Origin of the sequence: Brevundimonas sp. NIBR11, assembly GCF_027912535.1 — a bacterium.
GTDB lineage: Bacteria > Pseudomonadota > Alphaproteobacteria > Caulobacterales > Caulobacteraceae > Brevundimonas.
In genome coordinates this window covers 2,503,706-2,520,617 of the sequence record NZ_CP115465.1, presented here as the reverse complement: position 1 = coordinate 2,520,617, position 16,912 = coordinate 2,503,706, and the positions used below count along the sequence as shown (strand labels likewise).

15 protein-coding genes are annotated in these 16,912 nt (G+C 66.1%); 3 read left to right on the top strand and 12 right to left on the bottom strand.

The genetic code is table 11. From position 1 onward, the window contains the following. Nucleotides 1-3: 3 nt before the first annotated feature. Both rfbD and rfbA read left to right on the top strand, forming a co-directional pair. On the top strand, nucleotides 4-909 hold the full coding sequence (gene rfbD, locus O5O43_RS12730) for a dTDP-4-dehydrorhamnose reductase (protein ID WP_271084264.1): 906 nt from the start codon (nucleotides 4-6) through the stop codon (nucleotides 907-909). Next, on the top strand, nucleotides 906-1,781 hold the full coding sequence (rfbA, locus tag O5O43_RS12725; RefSeq protein WP_271084263.1) for a glucose-1-phosphate thymidylyltransferase RfbA: 876 nt from the start codon (nucleotides 906-908) through the stop codon (nucleotides 1,779-1,781). Before rfbD ends, rfbA begins: the two co-directional genes overlap by 4 nt. 48 nt (nucleotides 1,782-1,829) lie before the next feature. Here the strand turns inward: rfbA and O5O43_RS12720 are convergent, their stop codons facing one another. The 6 genes from O5O43_RS12720 to O5O43_RS12695 form a co-directional block, all read right to left on the bottom strand. Then, on the bottom strand, nucleotides 1,830-2,504 hold the full coding sequence (locus tag O5O43_RS12720) for a class I SAM-dependent methyltransferase (RefSeq protein ID WP_271084262.1): 675 nt from the start codon (nucleotides 2,502-2,504) through the stop codon (nucleotides 1,830-1,832). A gap of 103 nt (nucleotides 2,505-2,607) precedes the next feature. After that, entirely contained in the window at nucleotides 2,608-3,693 is a 1,086-nt protein-coding gene (locus tag O5O43_RS12715) for a glycosyltransferase 61 family protein (RefSeq protein WP_271084261.1), read from the bottom strand. A 122-nt stretch (nucleotides 3,694-3,815) separates the two neighbouring features. Next, on the bottom strand, nucleotides 3,816-7,163 hold the full coding sequence (locus O5O43_RS12710) for a glycosyltransferase (protein ID WP_271084260.1): 3,348 nt from the start codon (nucleotides 7,161-7,163) through the stop codon (nucleotides 3,816-3,818). Between the two features lie 32 nt (nucleotides 7,164-7,195). After that, nucleotides 7,196-8,218, bottom strand: a complete 1,023-nt coding sequence (locus O5O43_RS12705) for a hypothetical protein (RefSeq protein ID WP_271084259.1) — start codon at nucleotides 8,216-8,218, stop codon at nucleotides 7,196-7,198. A 22-nt stretch (nucleotides 8,219-8,240) separates the two neighbouring features. Further along, nucleotides 8,241-9,227 (bottom strand): type II secretion system protein GspK, encoded by a 987-nt coding sequence (locus tag O5O43_RS12700; protein ID WP_271084258.1) that lies wholly within the window; start codon nucleotides 9,225-9,227, stop codon nucleotides 8,241-8,243. 43 nt (nucleotides 9,228-9,270) lie between these two features. Next, the gene (locus O5O43_RS12695) at nucleotides 9,271-9,888 is read right to left on the bottom strand and encodes a prepilin-type N-terminal cleavage/methylation domain-containing protein (RefSeq protein ID WP_271084257.1); all 618 of its coding nucleotides are present in this window, start codon (nucleotides 9,886-9,888) and stop codon (nucleotides 9,271-9,273) included. 586 nt (nucleotides 9,889-10,474) lie between these two features. Here O5O43_RS12695 and O5O43_RS12690 point away from each other — a divergent pair. Beyond that, a complete protein-coding gene (locus tag O5O43_RS12690; protein ID WP_271084256.1) occupies nucleotides 10,475-11,032 on the top strand; it encodes a cell wall hydrolase in 558 nt (185 codons plus the stop codon). On the opposite strand, the gene O5O43_RS12685 is transcribed toward O5O43_RS12690, so the two are convergent. From O5O43_RS12685 to O5O43_RS12660, 6 genes are all read right to left on the bottom strand, one after another. Then, on the bottom strand, nucleotides 11,029-11,919 hold the full coding sequence (locus tag O5O43_RS12685) for a hypothetical protein (RefSeq protein WP_271084255.1): 891 nt from the start codon (nucleotides 11,917-11,919) through the stop codon (nucleotides 11,029-11,031). The genes O5O43_RS12690 and O5O43_RS12685 overlap by 4 nt on opposite strands. Next, nucleotides 11,919-12,605: an ABC transporter ATP-binding protein gene (locus tag O5O43_RS12680; RefSeq protein WP_271084254.1), complete on the bottom strand. Its 687-nt coding sequence runs from the start codon at nucleotides 12,603-12,605 to the stop codon at nucleotides 11,919-11,921. Before O5O43_RS12680 ends, O5O43_RS12685 begins: the two co-directional genes overlap by 1 nt. Then, nucleotides 12,605-13,771: a chain-length determining protein gene (locus O5O43_RS12675; RefSeq protein WP_271084253.1), complete on the bottom strand. Its 1,167-nt coding sequence runs from the start codon at nucleotides 13,769-13,771 to the stop codon at nucleotides 12,605-12,607. Before O5O43_RS12675 ends, O5O43_RS12680 begins: the two co-directional genes overlap by 1 nt. Nucleotides 13,772-13,817: 46 nt before the next feature. After that, a complete protein-coding gene (locus tag O5O43_RS12670) occupies nucleotides 13,818-14,594 on the bottom strand; it encodes an ABC transporter permease (RefSeq protein ID WP_271084252.1) in 777 nt (258 codons plus the stop codon). A gap of 205 nt (nucleotides 14,595-14,799) precedes the next feature. Beyond that, nucleotides 14,800-15,855 (bottom strand): nucleotidyltransferase family protein, encoded by a 1,056-nt coding sequence (locus O5O43_RS12665; protein ID WP_271084251.1) that lies wholly within the window; start codon nucleotides 15,853-15,855, stop codon nucleotides 14,800-14,802. Further along, entirely contained in the window at nucleotides 15,852-16,856 is a 1,005-nt protein-coding gene (locus O5O43_RS12660; RefSeq protein WP_271084250.1) for a GDP-mannose 4,6-dehydratase, read from the bottom strand. Before O5O43_RS12660 ends, O5O43_RS12665 begins: the two co-directional genes overlap by 4 nt. Nucleotides 16,857-16,912: the final 56 nt, after the last annotated feature.

Genomic DNA, 16,912 nt, shown 5'->3' with positions numbered 1-16,912 from the left:
CGGATGACCCATGTGCTCGTGCTCGGCGCCACGGGGCAGGTGGCGACCGCCCTGCGGCGCCGTCTGGAGGGCGAGCATCGCCTGACGGTCGCGGGCCGTTCGGTCCTTGACCTGTCGGATCCGGTCGCGGCCTATGAATTCGTGCGAGGCAGCGGCGCGGATGTCGTTGTCAATGCGGCGGCCTATACGGCCGTTGATCGGGCGGAGACCGAGGCCGAGGCGGCCCGGGCGCTGAATGCGACGGGCCCGGAAGCGGCGGCGCGCGCGGCGGCCGAGATTGGCGCGCCCTTCATCCATTTCTCGACCGACTATGTCTTCGACGGGTCCAAGGGATCGCCTTATGTCGAGACCGATCCGGTCAATCCGCTGGGCGTCTATGGCGCCACCAAGCTGGAGGGGGAGGCGGCGGTCGCTGCGGCCAACCCGCGCCACGTCATCCTGAGAACGTCCTGGGTGTGCAGCCCGGACGGGGCGAACTTCCTCAAGACCATGCTGCGGCTCGCCGCTGAAAAGGACGAGATCGGCGTGGTGTCGGACCAGCACGGCAGGCCCACATTCGCTAGCGACCTGGCCGAGGCGACGGTGCGGATCATCGAGGCGCTGCTAGGCGACGAGGATGCGGGGCGCTACGGCGTTTTCCACGCGTCCAGCCGGGGCGAGACGACCTGGTACGGGTTCGCCACGGCCATCATGGAAGGCTCCGCCGCCCGCGGCGGCCCGTCGTGCCGGGTGCGGCCGATCGGCTCGGCCGAGTATCCGACGCCGGTGCGACGCCCCGCGGATTCGCGGCTGGACGGGGCCCGTCTCGAACAGGTCTACGGCGTGCGGATGCCGGAGTGGCGTGAGGCGCTCGATCGCTGCCTCGATCAGATATACGACCGCGACACAAGAAGAGGGGACGCGACGTGAGAGGGATCATCCTGGCCGGGGGCAGCGGAACGCGCCTGCACCCGTTGACGCTGTGCACGTCCAAACAGCTGCTGCCGGTCTACGACAAGCCGATGATCTATCATCCGCTGACCACGTTGATGCTGGCCGGGATCACCGAGATCCTGATCATCTCGACCCCGCACGACCTGCCGCAGTTCAAGCGGGCGCTGGGAGACGGCAGCCAGTGGGGCATCTCGCTCAGCTATGCCGAACAGGCCCACCCGAACGGCCTGGCCGAGGCCTATATCATCGGCGCCGACTTCGTTCGCGGCCACGCCTCGTGCCTGATCCTGGGGGACAACATCATCTACGGCGGGGGTCTGTCGCAGACCCTGCGTGAGGCGCGCGAGAAGCTGGAGACCGGGGCGACGGTCTTCGCCTATCACGTGGACGATCCCGAACGGTACGGCGTGGTCAGCTTCGACGAGACCGGCAAGGCCGACAGCATCGAAGAGAAGCCCCTGGAGCCCAAGTCGAACTGGGCCGTGATCGGCATCTATTTCTACGACGCCGACGTGGTCGACATCGCCGCCGGCATCCAGCCGTCGGCGCGCGGCGAGCTCGAGATCACCGACGTGAACCGGGCCTATCTCGAACGCGGCACGCTGAACGTCCAGCAACTGGGACGCGGCTTCGCCTGGTTCGACGCCGGGACGCACGAAGCGCTGCTGGAAGCGGCCCAGTACGTCCACGTTCTGGAAAAGCGCCAGGGCCTGAAGGTGGCTTGCCCCGAAGAGATCGCCTTCAATGCCGGGTGGATCAGCCGCGGGCAGCTGCAGGAGGCGGCGCAGTCGCTGAGCAAGAGCGGCTACGGCAAGTATCTGCAGAAGCTGCTGGATCAGGCCGGGTAGAAAACAGGCTCGGCCGCCGGGTCGTCCCGTGCGGTCGAGGCCTTCAGGTCAGCGGCCGCTCGCGGCCCTGTATTCAGCGACGATTTCCGCCAGCGGCTTGCGGTTGAACCCGGCGTATTCGCGGAACATGGTGACGAGGTCCATGCGGCCGACGGCTTCCACCGTGCGATCCGGCACCGTCGCGCGCTTGCCGCGCCACATGACCAACTGGCCATGGTTCTCGGCGATGGTCGCATAGGACCAGCCCTGCATGAAGGTCTGGACGAAGAAGACAACGCGATAGACGTCGCCCATGTAGGACATGTCCGTTTCGGTGCCGAGGACGGTGCGGATGAACTCGACGTCGGTGAGCGAAGGCAGGCTGGCGCTGTAGGATGACGGGACCACGTCATCGACGATGATCACGCCGTCGTCGGCGAGGTGGTCAATCGCGTTGAGCAGATCGCGCAGCGTCTGTTCCATCGTGTGCAGACCATCGACGTAGATGACCTGGAACGTCTCGCCGTCGCGGACCAGGCTGCCGAAATATTCGTCGCTGGGGACCTCGTGATAGACGACGGCCTCGGTGCTTTCGCCGGCCACGAACTTGAAGTGAGGATCGACCGCGATCTTTCGCGCGCACTCGAGCGCGTGGAACGTCACGCCCGTATCGACGCCGATTTCCAAATAGGTCGGGTTCTCGTGGAGAGCCAGGAAGCCCCCGATGACGTCAGCGCGCAGCATGGTTATCCCCTTGTCTGAACGCTGGGATTAGCGGCAACGGACCGACACAGGCAAGCGCATTATTCCCGTGGAGCCGACCGACGCTCGAGCAGTAGGGAAGCGATCAGATCTGGTCCATGACGGTGAAGAACTGGTCCAGGGTTTCTTCGCTGGTCGCGTAGCATTGAACGCCCTCTTCGCTGACCCAGTCCTGTTCGGGGGTGCAGATGACGCTCTTCTGGCCCTTGAGCGCGGCGATCCTCAGCTGGACATCATTCGGGCAGCGGATGGCGCCGACGGCGGCGTCCTGGGGAGAGAACAGGGTGTTGTGCAGGGCCGAGCCGTACTCGCCGATGACGTGGCTGGCCTGACCGAACAGGTCTATCTGCTCTCGGATCGACAGGGTCTCCGGATAGACGAGCTCGTACCCCCGGTTCGTGGCCAAGCGCTCGAACAGTTCGCGATCGGCGAAATTCTTGAGCACGCCGTCGGTTTTTCCCTCGAAGTTGAGGCGCGAAATGCACAGGCGGCGCTGGCGGCGATCGGCCGGGATGGTCGGCCAGTAGGCAGCGACATGCGGATGGAAATGATAGTTCGCGTGCCCGTAAGTCGGGACCGACGCCTCGGAGAAGGTGATATGGTGCGTGGCGGGATCGTACCGGAACAGCTGATCCTCGAACACGCCGCACAGCTGGGACAGCAGGGTGACGGCCCAGCCGGGCGTCGTTGCTGGAACAGGAATTACATGGTCGTGGAAGTCGCCGCCCAGCGCCTGTCTGGCAATACGGACGCGCGGAATGAAGTCCACCAGCCAGTGCCCGTAGACCCGATAGCCGGCGGCCAGGAAGATCAAGGCCGGCTGTTCCAAGGCGATCGCCGAGGTTGATTCGCGGTCGGCGGCCGTCATCAGCCGGGCTTCGTCGCGGCTGACATTGCCCAGATGGGACTCGTCGGTGATCAAGGTGTCGCCGTGGAACAGGATCCCATGACGATGCAGGGCGCTGTCACGCAGGGTATGGCAGCCGAGCGCATGGACGGTCGCTGGCAACTCGTTGATGTGCTGGAACCAGCGGTCGTTTTGGTCCGTCGACACATAAACCAGCGGGGCAGGCGGGGGGGCGGGCGCGGCCTCTGCCACCTGGATGAAAGCCGGCCGCCTGTCCGGGGCCGCAGCCACCGCCGAAGCCTGGCCGCCGGCGATGTCGGACACTGACTGCTCATTCCAGGTCGGCGCGGACAGCTCTTCACTCATACTGGACACTCCTCCTGCGCACGCTCCCCGGGCATACGCCGGCTATGCACTAGGGCATATGCGGATTGTCGGCCTGATGTCTATCGGCGACGTTTGCTGGCGACACGTTTAGGAAGAATCGCGGTGGACGGCGTGACGGATACGGTCGGACCGCCGTGGGCCGAGGAGTCGCCCGCGCGCATGCCGAGGAAGTCGACGGTGGCCACGACTTGCGCCTCCAGTCTTTCCGGAGACCAGCGCTTGCCGATGTGCTCGGTCTGGAGCTCGCGCTGGCGATCCCAGGCTTTTTCGTCCGTGTAGAGGGTCTCGACCCACCGGGCGAACGAGCGGCCGTTGTCGAACCGGTCGGCTTTCGACAGCCCGTCGACATCAGCGACTTCAAGTTGGGTGGCGAGAAGGTCGGTCATGACGATGGGCACGCCCGACAGGACGGCTTCGATGACCTTGCACGGGATGCCGGCGGCGAACCGGGTCGGCGCGATGGCGATGCGGCTCTCGGCGTAAAGCCGAGCCAGTTCCGCGTCCGAGACTGATCCGACGAAATCGATCGCCAAATCCGCGAAGCGCGCCTTGAGCACTTCGGGCAGCCCCTTGGCCCAGAAGCCGGCGATGGTCAGCGGCGGGCGCGTCGTCGGATCCAGTCGGGGGTAGATCACGCTCAGGAACCACTCCAGGCCGTCATAGTTCGGGCTCGACAGCTCGTGCACGGCGCCGATGAACAGAATCCGGCTGCGCTCCGCGAAACCGGCGTCGGCGTCGGCGTCTGGCCCGACGGTGACCGCATGGCCGATTTCCTGAACGGCGCCGATGCCGAGGCCCTCGATCAGGTCGCGCTCACGCCGGTTGACCGCGATCCAGAGATCGACCTCGATCGGAGCCATCAACTCGATCGCCGTCAGGGCCCGAACCTCGTCGGAGGCCTGGGCGCGGCCCTGGACGGCCATTTGTTCGACCAGACGCAGCGAGGACAGGGCTTCGGTGTCGCAAATCACCTGCAGGCCAAACTGCTGTCTGGCGTGCTGAATCTGCGCCGTGGCGCGGCCCAGATTGTGGGTTCGGCACAGCCAGATATGGGAATAGCGGGCCGGATGGGCCTGAAGCACGTCCTCAAGGCTCTCGCCCGGCATCCACCCTCGGTAGAGACGCGCCAATGGGTCCTTGAATTCGTCGATCCGCGGCGACGGGTTCAGGGCGACGATGTCGTAGGCGATGCCCAGCCGGGTGAAGATGTCGAGGATTTCCTCCTCGCGCCCGAAGCCTGAGCCGAGCAGGCCGGTCGGCACCATGTCCTCGACCACAAGAACTCGCGCATGGCCGGACACAGCCTTCTGGGCCTGTCGCACGGCGTCGGCCTGAGAGCGGTTGCGGAGGGCAGCGAATAGGGGGGCGTGCTCTTGGCGCAGTCGGTCGCGGTTACGCAGGATAAGCGGCTCGTTGACCGTCTGCGGACGACCCTTGGCGAACGAGGCGTGCTCGTAGTGGGTGACAGCCAGGCCGGTATCGACCACCGTAGGCTTGCCGAGGTCGCGCTTCATCCGCAGCGAGAAGTCGACCTCTTCGTAATAGCCCGGAGAATAGGCTTCGTCGAAGCCGGACAGGGCGTCGTAGTCGGCGCGAGTGAAGCCCACGAAACAGCCCGAGGCATAGTCGACCTCGATCGTTCGCACTCCCCGGCAGTCCGTGGCGTCCAGGCCGCGGCCGAAGCCGAGCGAGCCTCCGTTCTGGTCCAGGACCGATCCGACTTCCTGAAGGGTCTCGTTGGGCAGCACCACCTTGGCGCCGACGACGCCCAGGTCGGGGTTGTGGTCGAGAGCATCGACCATGCGCAGGAAGGCGTCGGCGTCGAACTCGATGTCGTTGTTGGCTACTAGGATGATCCGGCCCGTCGAGGCCGCGACCCCGGCGTTGACGGCGGCCGGGAAGCCGATCGGGCGATCAAACTCGACGCGACGCACCCCCGGCAGGGCGTCGAGCAGGCGCGCGGTGTGATCGCGGCTGCCGTTGTCGACGATGATGATCTCCGTCTCCATGCCCCGCTTCAGCTGCAGATGGTCCACGGCCCAGCGAGCGCTCTTCAAGAAGCCGGCGGTGAAATCGGCCTGTCCCGAGATCGGCACGATGACGGACAGGGCCGGGGCGACCGGCGCTTCGTCGAAAGCGAAGACGCCCGACAGCGCGTCGGCATAGGCGCGCCGGCCCCGCTTCTCGAACAGGGCCTTGGCCTGATCCATGTCCACGTCCTGGCTGACGGGCGGACGGTTGACGCGCCACCCCCGCTCGCGGCCCAGGAGCAGGAAATGCTCGAGCGTGCTGTTGAGCCCGTAGCGATCCATGTCGTCGCGGATGTGCGGATAGCGCTGTGCGTAATAGCCGGCGTTGAAGAACCGGTTCGGAGAGCGACCCTCGCGCGCCCCGCTCTCGACATAGTGCCATTCCGCAGAGGGGATCGCTCCGTTGGCCAGGGCCTCGGCCAGGTCCGGGTTGGTCGAAAGATAATAATGTCGGTCGAAGTCGGGCGAGAACGCGTAGCCCGCGTTCATGCCGACGCGGATGAAATGTTCCAGGGCGCAGGAATAACGGCCCGCCGCCAAGTCCTGACGCACCTGGGGCTGGCGCGAAAGATAGAAGGCGTCATCGAACAAGGCCGAGGTGCGCAGGCCGGCTGCGGCGCCCTCGGTGATGAAGTGATGAAAACAGCCGCGCGGCCCGATCTCGACGCCCGGATTGAGCTTGCGATAGGCGAAGGGCGAGAAGAGGGGATGCGGCGAGACATCGGCCGCGTCACCGTGGGCCAGGAAGGCCAGGTAGGGATCGAGCTCGAGATCCTCGTCGATCGCGTCCCGCAGCGTCTCTGACCGGGCGGCCTGTTCCTGATAAAAGGCGGGTTTGAACAACCAGTGGCTGAGCTCGCCGCGCAGACCGGCCTTCTGGGTCGCGCGCACCAGGGCGCCCAGGGTCTCGGGCCGTTCCCTGCGTTGCAGGATGTCCAGATTCTCGGTGAACCAAGCCAGGGCCGCCGGCAGATCGGCCTTGCGCGGCAGGACGGTGGCGAAGTCCGCGCGCGGGCCGAAGCGGGCGCCGGCCGGGGTCGTGCCGAACCAGTCCGCGTCGAACGTGAGAATCTTGGCGATCTCCGCCTCAGCTTCTTCTGCCTGGGTGCGGTGGGCCGAGAGGCGTGCGACAGCATCGTCCATATCGGCGGGCGCGCCGATCAGCGCCAAGATGTCGTGCGACGTCAGGATCGTGAGAACCAGATCGCCCCAGTTCGCATCCAGCTTCAGATGGCTCGCTTGGGCGAGGTCGGCGAGCCAAGCCGTCGTCGTCTCGATGTCGCGATCCTTGACGGGCGCGCGGACGGGGGTGATCGCCGACGGCGGAATCTGCTCTCCGACCACGGTCAACCTGATCAACGGCGATCGCATCGTCATGACGTTGCGATCCACCGAAGACAACTGTCAGTTCAGGCGCCAGCAGATAACGGAGGCGCGCCCTCCCGCACTTTCATCTCGATGATGATGGATTGATTGGCGGCGTTCGTTCTGGGCCGGACGTCGAAAAAATAGCCGGATTCTTCGAACTCGGCGATCAGTTCCGCAGCCTTAGACACCGATGCGTAGGGCAGAGTGAGCGAAAGGGTGTCTTCGCCGGCGTCCACGGCGGTCGGCGTCAGGTCATGGATTGCGACCACTCCGATCGCTGCGCCGACTGCGCTCAATGGGTTCGTGCGCGCTTCGATCCGGCCGTAAGTCTGCAACTTCTGACGATCCACTTCCGGCGCAGCGGCCGCCGCGGTCCTGGGGGTCGCCTGTTGGATTTCCATCGTCTCCTGGCGCAAGGCGTCCGTCTCACGAGACAGCGCAAACGTCTGGCCCGCGAGATAGAGGCTGAGCGACACGAGCGCGAAGGGAACCGCCGCCACGGCCAAGGCGATTGCCTGTTCTCTCGTCAACTCCGGAGGGGCCAGCGACAGGGCTTCGCTGTCGCCTGCGATCGGCAGCGTTTGGGCCGGAGGCGGCGTCGAGTCGGCTGCTGGTGCCAATCTTTGTAGCCGGGTGAAAGCGATCCAGCTGGCGGGGTCAAAGCGGACGCGCGACCAGACAGAGGCGACCAGGCCCTGATCTCGCCAAAGCTGCGCCTCGTAGCCGTCCGCCAGCTTGACGGTTCGCCAGCCTGAGGTCTTCGGCTGAGCGAGGGTTTCTGGCCGCAGTCGAGGTTTGCCGCCAGGCAAGACGGCTCCGACGAGAGGCGCGACGCGTTCGATATCCCACCACCAGACGCCGTAGTCGGCTCCGACCTTGACGAGGTTCGAGACACTGACGACGTAGGGCGATGCGGTTTTGGCGTACAGCCTCGCCGCTTGGGCGCGTCGGCCTCGAGGCAGGGCCGCCGTTTCAAAAAACGAGAAGGCGCACAGATCGCGAGCCAGCAAGACCACGGGCGTGCGGAAGCGTCCCAGAGCGCCGCCCTGATGGAGGACCGTCAACGAGCCGTCAGCGGCAAGCCTGCTAATGGGCGGTATAAGGAAGTCTAGTTGCATTGGTGATGTTCGCCGCCGCCCGTCGCGGCGCTTCTGTCAGTTCCGACTGGTCGATCCATACAGGTTTTTCGAGGTCGTTGGGGGAGAGCGTTAGCCGAGCGCGGTAAAGCCACGCCGACCGGTTGTCACGGACAGAGAGAATGACCCGTCCCGAAGGGAAGGTGTAAATGCGGTCGTCCATCGGAGCCGGCACGCCCGCGGCGGCGGTAAAATCCATCAGCGATACGAATGGAGCGGCCTGCCTGGTGCGGATCGCACTGTCGGCTTGCTGCGGACTGAGCCCGAACAATACCTGCAAGGTGGGGCTAGAAGCGGTGTTGACGTTCACGGTCGGCAGAGTGTGATCCACGGCGATGTCGGTTCGCAGCTGTCTCCACCGAGCCATGTCGACCTCGCGCCGTACGCCGAGAAGTGAGAGCCATTCGGCGGGCCTAAGAAGCGGACGGTTTGCGATGTCGCCTGCGTATTCCTGCCGCTCGGCGCCGGATGGTTGCCTCAGATCGTCGACATCGATGTAATCCGCCTGGATGGCGGGAAGGTCCCGAATCTTCGTCGCCGGAATGCCCAGCATGGCGGCAAGTCGCTCCATCTGGACGAGATCCAGACCTGCAAGATTGATCATCCCCGCCTGATCTCTGAGCTCGATCTCCGAGTTGACGTCGCCGTCGACGCGATAGGGGCGTCCGTCCAGATAAACGAGAGCTGCCTCGTCGCCAGACATGGGAGACGAGAGGACGGTTTCGGTTCTCTCGAACCCCGGAGCGGCCCGCGGCGAACCTGCCGCAACCCCGCTGCCGTTCAGCGGCTCTGTCGCCAGCATATAGGCGACCATCGCCTCCTGGCTCAGAGCGCTCTGCAGGAAGCGGACGCGCGCCCGCGCGGAAGCGGCTTCGGCGGTGAGACTGGCGAGCGCGGTAATGGCTACGAGGAAGACCAAGGTGACAACTCCGGTCACACCCAGCACCGCGGGGAGGGCGAACCCTCCTGGATGCCCTGATCTACGCATCGGGCCGCACCCAGACCAGCGGCCGGCCCGACGCGGCATGCTCGACGACATCAGCAATTGGCGGGCCGGCCAGACGGATCCACAGAGACTGTGATCTGAGCACCTCATCACGAACACCGTCGATCGGAGCGTTCGTGTAAGTCGGGGTCCACGTCTGCCCATCGACTGAATAGGAGAATGCGGCGGGATTGTCGGCGAAGTCGATCAATGTTCTTGTCTTGCCCCCGGCCGTGCACGTCAACAGGACCTTTCCGTCCCGCGGCTCGATTCTGAGCACCATTCGGCCGGCCCAGCCCTGAGGAGCGCACTGGGTGGAACGCTCCATGACCACCTCCGTGTCTAACTCGTCCCGGCTGCCGAGAACCGGGCGATCCACCCCGACCACGAATGTATTCGCCGGCCGCAACACGACGCTTCGCAGGATGCTTCGCAAATCGCTGGTGGCGATGTCGGCGTCGGCCACGGTCATGGCGCGACGTCCCAACCCGAAACCGGTGTCGCCGGCTTTCACTCCGATGCTGAAGATGATGGCGAGCGCCATGCCGCCGATCGCGAGCACGACCAAGGCTTCGATCAACGAAAATCCAGAGTGGAAACCCTTGGGGACCATGGTCTGCTTCTAGAACAGCATTCGGATCGCTCCCAGAGAGAAACTCTGTCTCGGTTTCCGCCTGTGGCTCCGCTTTGATCCTTTTCCTCATGATGCTAGAAGGCCCCAGGCTCACGGGGGCGTCTTGCGCAAAGTTGTTTCAGCGTTGGTGGTGGTCTGCGTGGTCGGCGCTACGACGGGTGTCGCGGCGTCGATGTCTGCGGCCACTGGAGCAGAACGGCCGGCTGGCGCCGGAAGCGCGGCGACCGTCGACCCCGAACCCGCCCCTGTCGCAGTGTCGGACTCCGAAAGGCGAGAACGGCTCAATGCGCGGCTTCGGTCAATGATGCGCGACGGCTCTGGGGGCCGCCTTTCCGATCCGCAAACGCACAGGTCCGCGCCGGCGACAAGAGCGCGAACTTCATCGCGGGTTACGCCACAGACTGCGGCTCGAAGCGCGCCGCGCCCCTCGGTTCCTGTCGCGAACCAATATTCGGCAACTTCGGTGATAGCGCCCCCGCCGCTCCGCGTCGACGCAACGGCCGGCGGCGCCGGCTCGGGAGGGCGTTACCGGGCGCCTCAGCTCGATCTGAGAACGCGGCCCGTTGTGCCGACAAACGCGGTCGAATGCCTGACGCAGGCCATATACTACGAGGCCCGAAACGAGAGCGAAGACGGCCAGGCCGCAGTGGCCGAAGTGGTCATCAACCGCTCGCGCAGCGGAGGCTATCCGCGCGACATCTGTCAGGTGGTCTATCAGCGCAACAGCCGCACGTGTCAGTTCACCTTCACCTGCGACGGCGCCATCGGCCGCAGTCCCGTGGACATGGTGAAGTGGGCGCGGGCGGAGAGGATCGCTCGCGATGTCTACGAGGGCCGCTCACAGGCCCTCCTGCCGCGTGAATCCGTCAACTACCACGCCAACTACGTGTCTCCGTCATGGGGCCGGCGTCTGGCGCGGGTGCGCCAGATCGGCGCCCATATCTTCTACGGCGCGGCTCTCGGGGGCGGCGGCACGCCGGGCTCCGCGACCGTTGCAGCGCCGCCGCGGCCTCAGGGTCTGATGTTCGTCAGGAACGCCGCGCTCGATGAGGCCTTCCAGCGCGCGAGGGCGGCCCTCCAGGGCGCCGAGGCGACCCAGGTCGGGACCTCGGGGCAGCCCTAGCCGACCGAAGCCTCGACGATACGGTCTGTCGGAGTGGGCGGCGTCGGGTCGTCCATCGCCACGCGAGTCACCCTGGCCCCCTGGAAGCCGAACCGACCCTGGAACACGGGGTGGGCGTTCCAGATGCGAAGTTGGGCGGCGTCCGCCTCTTGCCAGACCCGATCCAGGCTGACGGCGTAGGAGCCCGGATAGTTGATCTCGGTCATGATCCGGGAAAACTCGATCCCCGAACCCCATTCGAACAACAGGGGCGCGTGGGCGCGCTGCGGATCGACGGTGAAATGGACATCGACGCGCCAGCGACCGGCGGGAAGCCGGATGTAGGGGCCATGGAGAAACGCGCGCATGCGGCCGGTCATGTCGATCTGCGGCTCGTCGATCGATCCCTCGTAGCCGCCCACGTAGACGAACCAGCGCGGATGCCAGTTCGCCTGACTGCCGGGCTCGAGATCGTCAAAGATCGCCAGCGGCGATTCCGACACGCTCGGGTGGATCCGGTAGGGACCGTCGTCACGGCGCTCGATCGTCCCGAGTATGGGGAAGTCGAGAACGTAGCGGGCGGCGTTGAAGACGGCCGCGCCCTGCGTCGCCGCCAACTCGGCCTCCGCGAGTATCGTCGACCGCAGGATGATTTCGTCGAGCACGGCCGGCTGGCCGGGATCCAGGTTGGCCGTGGCGGTGGTGTCCCTGACGACCGCTCGCGCCGACGGCGGAAAGGCCAGGAGGCCGGCGTGGTCGTGGGCGAAGACCAGGCCGACGCCGGGGGGCTCCGAGGCGCCGTCGTGCACCGCCCAGCCCAGGCTGACGGCGCGGGCCGTCAGGGCCTCGCGCCAGCCCGTGCCTGCGGCCGAGGGCGTGATCAGGACGCCGAGACCCTCTGACGACATCAGGCGGCCCGGAGCCAGGAATAGATCTCGACGGCCTCGCCGACGTCATCGAACATCTTGCACTGGCCGCTTTCGATGATGATCGCCCGGTCGCAGTGGTGGGCGACCAGATGGGTGTCGTGCGACGCCATCATGAAGGCCCGGTCCTTGCGCCGTTCGAACAGCTCTTCCTGGCATTTCTGCTGGAAGCGGGCGTCGCCGACCGCGACCAGTTCGTCGATCATGTAGCAATCGAACTCGATCGCCAGCGACAGACCGAAGGCCAGGCGCGCGCGCATGCCCGACGAGTAGTGCTTCACCGGCAGGCGCAACGACCTGCCCAGTTCGGCGAACCCGTCCACCCGCTCCAGCGTCTCCTTCTGGTCGCGTTTGTAGAGGCGGGCCAGAAACCGGATGTTGTCCAGCCCCGTCAGACTGCCCTGGAAGCCGCCGCCGAAGCCGATCGGCCAGGACGACGTCATGTTCCAGATGATCTCGCCCTCGGTGGCCGGCAGGATTCCGCCCAGCATCTTGATCAGCGTCGACTTGCCCTGGCCGTTTCGGCCGAGGATCGCCAGCCGGTCGCTGCGCCCCAGGGTGAAGGAGATGCCCCGAAACACAGGATTGACGGCCCCGTGGAAGGTCTTGCCTACATTCACGACCCGAAGGCCGGGCGACTCGACGATGTCGTTGGCGGGAGCCGTCATCAGCCTTGACGATGCTCGCGGACTCCGGCCCAGACCAGCCAGCCCACCCCGTAGATCAGGATGGACGAGGCGAAGACCGTCAGGATCGCGGTCCAGCGGCGCGGCTGGGTCGGGCGGTCGGGAAGATTCGGCGTCACGATCCGGTCCAGATAGAGCTTCTGGCGGCGGGCTTCTTGCTGAGCGGTCAGCAGGGCCGAGGTCGCTTCGGCCAATTCTCGATCCGCGAGCGCCTGCCGCAGTTCCAGGTCGGTGTAGACGCCCACGCGAGGCGCCAGGGACGTCGACGCCCCCGCGACCTTGGCGCGTTCGGCTGCGATCTGCCGTTCATAGGCGGCGATGCGGCCGTCGAGGATGGGAAGCTGCGGGCTTTGCGGAGCCTCGCCGGCCAGTTGAGACCGGTCGGCGCGCAGTTGAGCCACGGTGGCCAGCAGCCCGCCGATCAGGGACGAGCTTTCGCGCGCCGCCAGTTCGGGGTCGATGAAGCCCTCGCGATTGCGGAAGGCGGTCAGTTCCTGCTGGATGCCGGTCAGACGGGCGCGGGCCTCGTCGCGGGCCGTGCTGGCTTCGGCCACCGCGTCGCCCATGGCGCGCTCGTTCAGCCGGTTGACGAGTTGTTCGCCGCCGGCGAGCAGGGCCAGGTTCAGCTGACGGGCGTCTTCGGCCCGGAAGGCCTCGACGCGCAGGGTCGAAATGCCGGTGGTGGAGTCATAGCCGACCACGACGAAGCGGTTGAACCCCTTGTAGAGGCCCTCTTCGCCCGTGCTGTCCCACGGACGGGGATAGCGCGAGAAGGCGTCGGCGCCGCGGGGGTTCAGGATGGCGGGGATATCGAAGCGGCGACCCAGTTCGCGCAGGGCGTCGCGCGACTTGATGTACTCATGGACGGCGAAAGCGTCGGATTGGGCGGTGGACAGGCCCACGCCCTGCAGTGCAGCGCCGAGGACGGAGGGTTGGGAACCCTGGGTCGAGGCGCGGACGATGAAGCGGGCTTCCGACACATACCGGGGCGTCGCGATGACGAGGTAGTAGAGGGCGGCCAGCATCGTGGGCAGGGCGACGACCAGCAGGAAGCCGACCGGCAGGCGCTGCCACCAAGGCTTGCGGGCCTCGCGGAACGTGAGCGCCTCCGGAATCGGACCCAGGTAGTTGATTTGAGCTTCAGCCATATTCGATCCGTTGGGACCCCAGGGGTCTGGTTCCGGGCAGGTCTTACTACTCGACTTCGACGCGATCGCGCGAGGTCGAGATGATCAAAAGACCGAGGATGTTCATGATTGCGCCGATGAAAAGAGCATAGGGCGCGTCATAGTAGGTGGGGACGAACTCGCCGAAGACCCCGGCGCGCACCATCTCGATGCCGTGGATGAACGGAATCCAGTGGACGATGTGTCTCGCGGAGGCGGGAATCCAGGCGACCATGTAGAAGGCGCCGGAGACCGGGATCATCACATAGCTGATCAGAGGCACCAGCCGTTCCAGAAGCTCGTAGCGCATGACCAGGCCGGAAAGCGTCAGCGCGAAGCCGAGGGCGGTCCAAGCGAGCAGCAGCCAGCCCGAGTAGAGCAGCAGGTAGTTATGCGGGAGGCTGACCTGACCCAGCATCAACAGCACGGCGTAGACGACCATAAAAGCGCCCGTCGCCCCTCCGAGCTCCAAAAGGGCGCGGGAATAGAACAGGTGCAGGGGCGCGATCTGACGATGGTACATCAGCCCCAGGTTGGCCTGGAGCGCGCTAGACAGAAGCGCGATGAAATGCCTCATCAGGATCAGCGACATATAGCCCGTCATCACAAACGGGGCGAGGCGGATGCCGTGCTCATAGGCGGGCTTGGTGGCGGTCCAGAGGATCATCACGCCGAAGCAGAAGAGCAGGGGCTCGCCGATGATCCAGGCGAAGCCCAAGCCCTGACGCCCATACCGGGTCGTCATCTCCCGCACGACCAGGGCGCTGATGATGCGCTTCTGCTGACCAAATGTCTCGGAGATCATAGATTTAGTCTCGGACGCCCCAAGCCTGACCGCAGTTGCGATCCGCGCTGAATGAGCCGCGCCCGCGCGCGGGTCAAGCCCGGTGTCGCATCAGACGATCTCGTGAACGTCGTTCGCGCGGCGGCTTTCCGGATCGGACTCAAGGATTGTGGGCGGCGCTGCGATTTTGCTGCGGGAACAGCGGCGTCGAGGCATGCCTCCGAGGTCAGGAAAACACCTCGCCGAAATCGGTCTGGGCGCTTTCGAAATCGGGCGGGCGGCCGATGTCGAGCCAGTATTCGTGAATCGGATAGGCCCCGACCATCTCGCCGTCCGACGCCAGGCCGGCCAGCAGCTCGGGCATGTCATACGGGCCGTGGTCCGGGATCCGCGACAACACCGATCCGTCAAGACAATAGACGCCGGCGTTGGCCAGCCAGCGGAAGGTCGGCTTTTCGCGCAGGGCCGTCATCCGCACGCCCTCCACCTCGGCCACGCCGTGCGGCGCCTGGAACTGATGTTCGCGCAGGCACAGGGTGGCCCTGGCTTCGTGTTCCTCGTGGAAGTCGATCAGGCCGCCGAAGGCCATCCGGGTCAGGACGTCGCCGTTCATCACCAACATCGGCGCCGTGATCGGGTCGCGCACCAGCGACAGGGCGCCGGCGGTTCCGCGCGGATGATCCTCGCGCAGATACTCGATTTCGACGCCCATCGACGAGCCGTCGCCGAAATGGTCTTCGATCATCCCGGCCAGATAGTTCACGGCCAGGCGGAAGCGGCCGAACCCTTGGGCCCTAAGGCGCTCGATGATGGTCTCCAGCAACGGGCGGCCAGCCACCTTCAACATCGGCTTGGGGCAGGTCTGGGTCAGAGGCGCAAGGCGAACGCCGCGACCTCCGGCCATGATGACCACCAGATTGTCCCTGGCCCGGGGCGTCCCGACCGTATCCGGGTAGAGGCCCACGACCCGGCCCGACCGGTCGAGCAAAGGGGCCAGGGTGACGCCCCGCTCCTCCAACCGTTGCAGGGCGACAGCGTCCGAGCCGTCGATCTGCAGCGAGACCGGGGCGGTGTTCATCACCTCGCGGATCGGCGCGTCCATCGGCAGACGGCGCAGGAGGCCGCGTCGGATGTCCCCGTCGGTGACGCTGCCCAGAAGACGGCGCTCGGCGTCGACGACCACGACCAGCTTGCGCCGGACCGCGTCCAGCCGGGCGATGGCGTCGAGCAGAGGCGCTTCCGGCCCCATCAGGTTCTCACCGATGCCGTCCGTCGGCGTCACACCGCATACTCCGCCGGCCGGTAGAGGCCGGGGTTATCGCGGATGAAGGCCACGGTGCGGGCCAGCCCTTCCTCGACCGTGACCGAAGGCGCCCAGCCGAGGCGTTCCTTCGCCAGGGAGGCGTCGGCGTGCAGGCGTTCGACCTCGCTGGCGGCGGGTCGCAGCCGCTGCGGATCGGCCTCAACCTCGACCGGCAGGCCGGCGGCGGCCCCGATCATGGCCGGCAGGTCGCCGATCCTGACCTCTCGCCCGCCGCCAGTATGCACCGTCAGGCCCTCGATGCCCGGAACCGTGGCGGCCCGCAGGAAGGCTTCGACCGTGTCGTCCACGAAGACGAAGTCCCGCGTCGGCCGCGTGTCGCCCAGCTTGATCGGTCGACCGGCCAGCAGCTGGACCGTGATCGCCGGGATCACCGCACGCGCGCTCTGGCGGGGCCCGAAGGTGTTGAACGGCCGCAGGGTCACGACAGGGGTCTTGAACGATCGGTGGTAGCTCTCCGCCAGCTTGTCGGCCGCGATCTTGGAGGCGGAGTAGGGAGACTGCCCGACCAGCGGATGCGCCTCGGTCATCGGAACGAACTGGGCCGACCCGTAGACCTCGCTGGTGGAGGTGTGAACCAAGCGCTCGACGCCCAGTTCGCGCGCCGCCTGAAGCACATTGAGCGTGCCCAGGATGTTGGTGCGGACGTAGCTTTCGGGCGCAAGGTACGAATAGGGAATGGCGATCAGGGCGCCGAGGTGGAAGACGACCTCGCAGCCTTTCACGGCATCGTGGACACTGTCACGGTCGGCCAGGTCGCCGCGCCGTACGTCGATCTGCCCACGGATCGGCGAGCGATCCAGCCAGCCGGCCTCTCCGTCGGAGGTGTAGCGGACCAGAGTGCGGACTTCGGCGCCGATCTCGACCAGCCGCTCGCACAGCCGGCTGCCGATGAAGCCGCCGGCGCCGGTGACCAGCGCCCGCCGGCCCTTGAGTGCTCTGCTGACCGCTTCGATGTCCACGACAGACCCGCCTCGATCCGGCGGCGTGATTGCGTCCGGACCGTCCGAATCAGAGT

Excerpts from the sequence above, each read along its gene's own strand:
- rfbD (WP_271084264.1), top strand. The coding sequence starts at position 4 with ATGACCCATGTGCTCGTGCTCGGCGCCACGGGGCAGGTGGCGACCGCC.
- O5O43_RS12720 (WP_271084262.1), bottom strand. The coding sequence starts at position 2,504 with ATGCTGCGCGCTGACGTCATCGGGGGCTTCCTGGCTCTCCACGAGAAC.
- O5O43_RS12710 (WP_271084260.1), bottom strand. The coding sequence starts at position 7,163 with ATGACGATGCGATCGCCGTTGATCAGGTTGACCGTGGTCGGAGAGCAG.
- O5O43_RS12695 (WP_271084257.1), bottom strand. The coding sequence starts at position 9,888 with ATGGTCCCCAAGGGTTTCCACTCTGGATTTTCGTTGATCGAAGCCTTG.
- O5O43_RS12685 (WP_271084255.1), bottom strand. The coding sequence starts at position 11,919 with ATGTCGTCAGAGGGTCTCGGCGTCCTGATCACGCCCTCGGCCGCAGGC.
- O5O43_RS12680 (WP_271084254.1), bottom strand. The coding sequence starts at position 12,605 with ATGACGGCTCCCGCCAACGACATCGTCGAGTCGCCCGGCCTTCGGGTC.
- O5O43_RS12675 (WP_271084253.1), bottom strand. The coding sequence starts at position 13,771 with ATGGCTGAAGCTCAAATCAACTACCTGGGTCCGATTCCGGAGGCGCTC.
- O5O43_RS12670 (WP_271084252.1), bottom strand. The coding sequence starts at position 14,594 with ATGATCTCCGAGACATTTGGTCAGCAGAAGCGCATCATCAGCGCCCTG.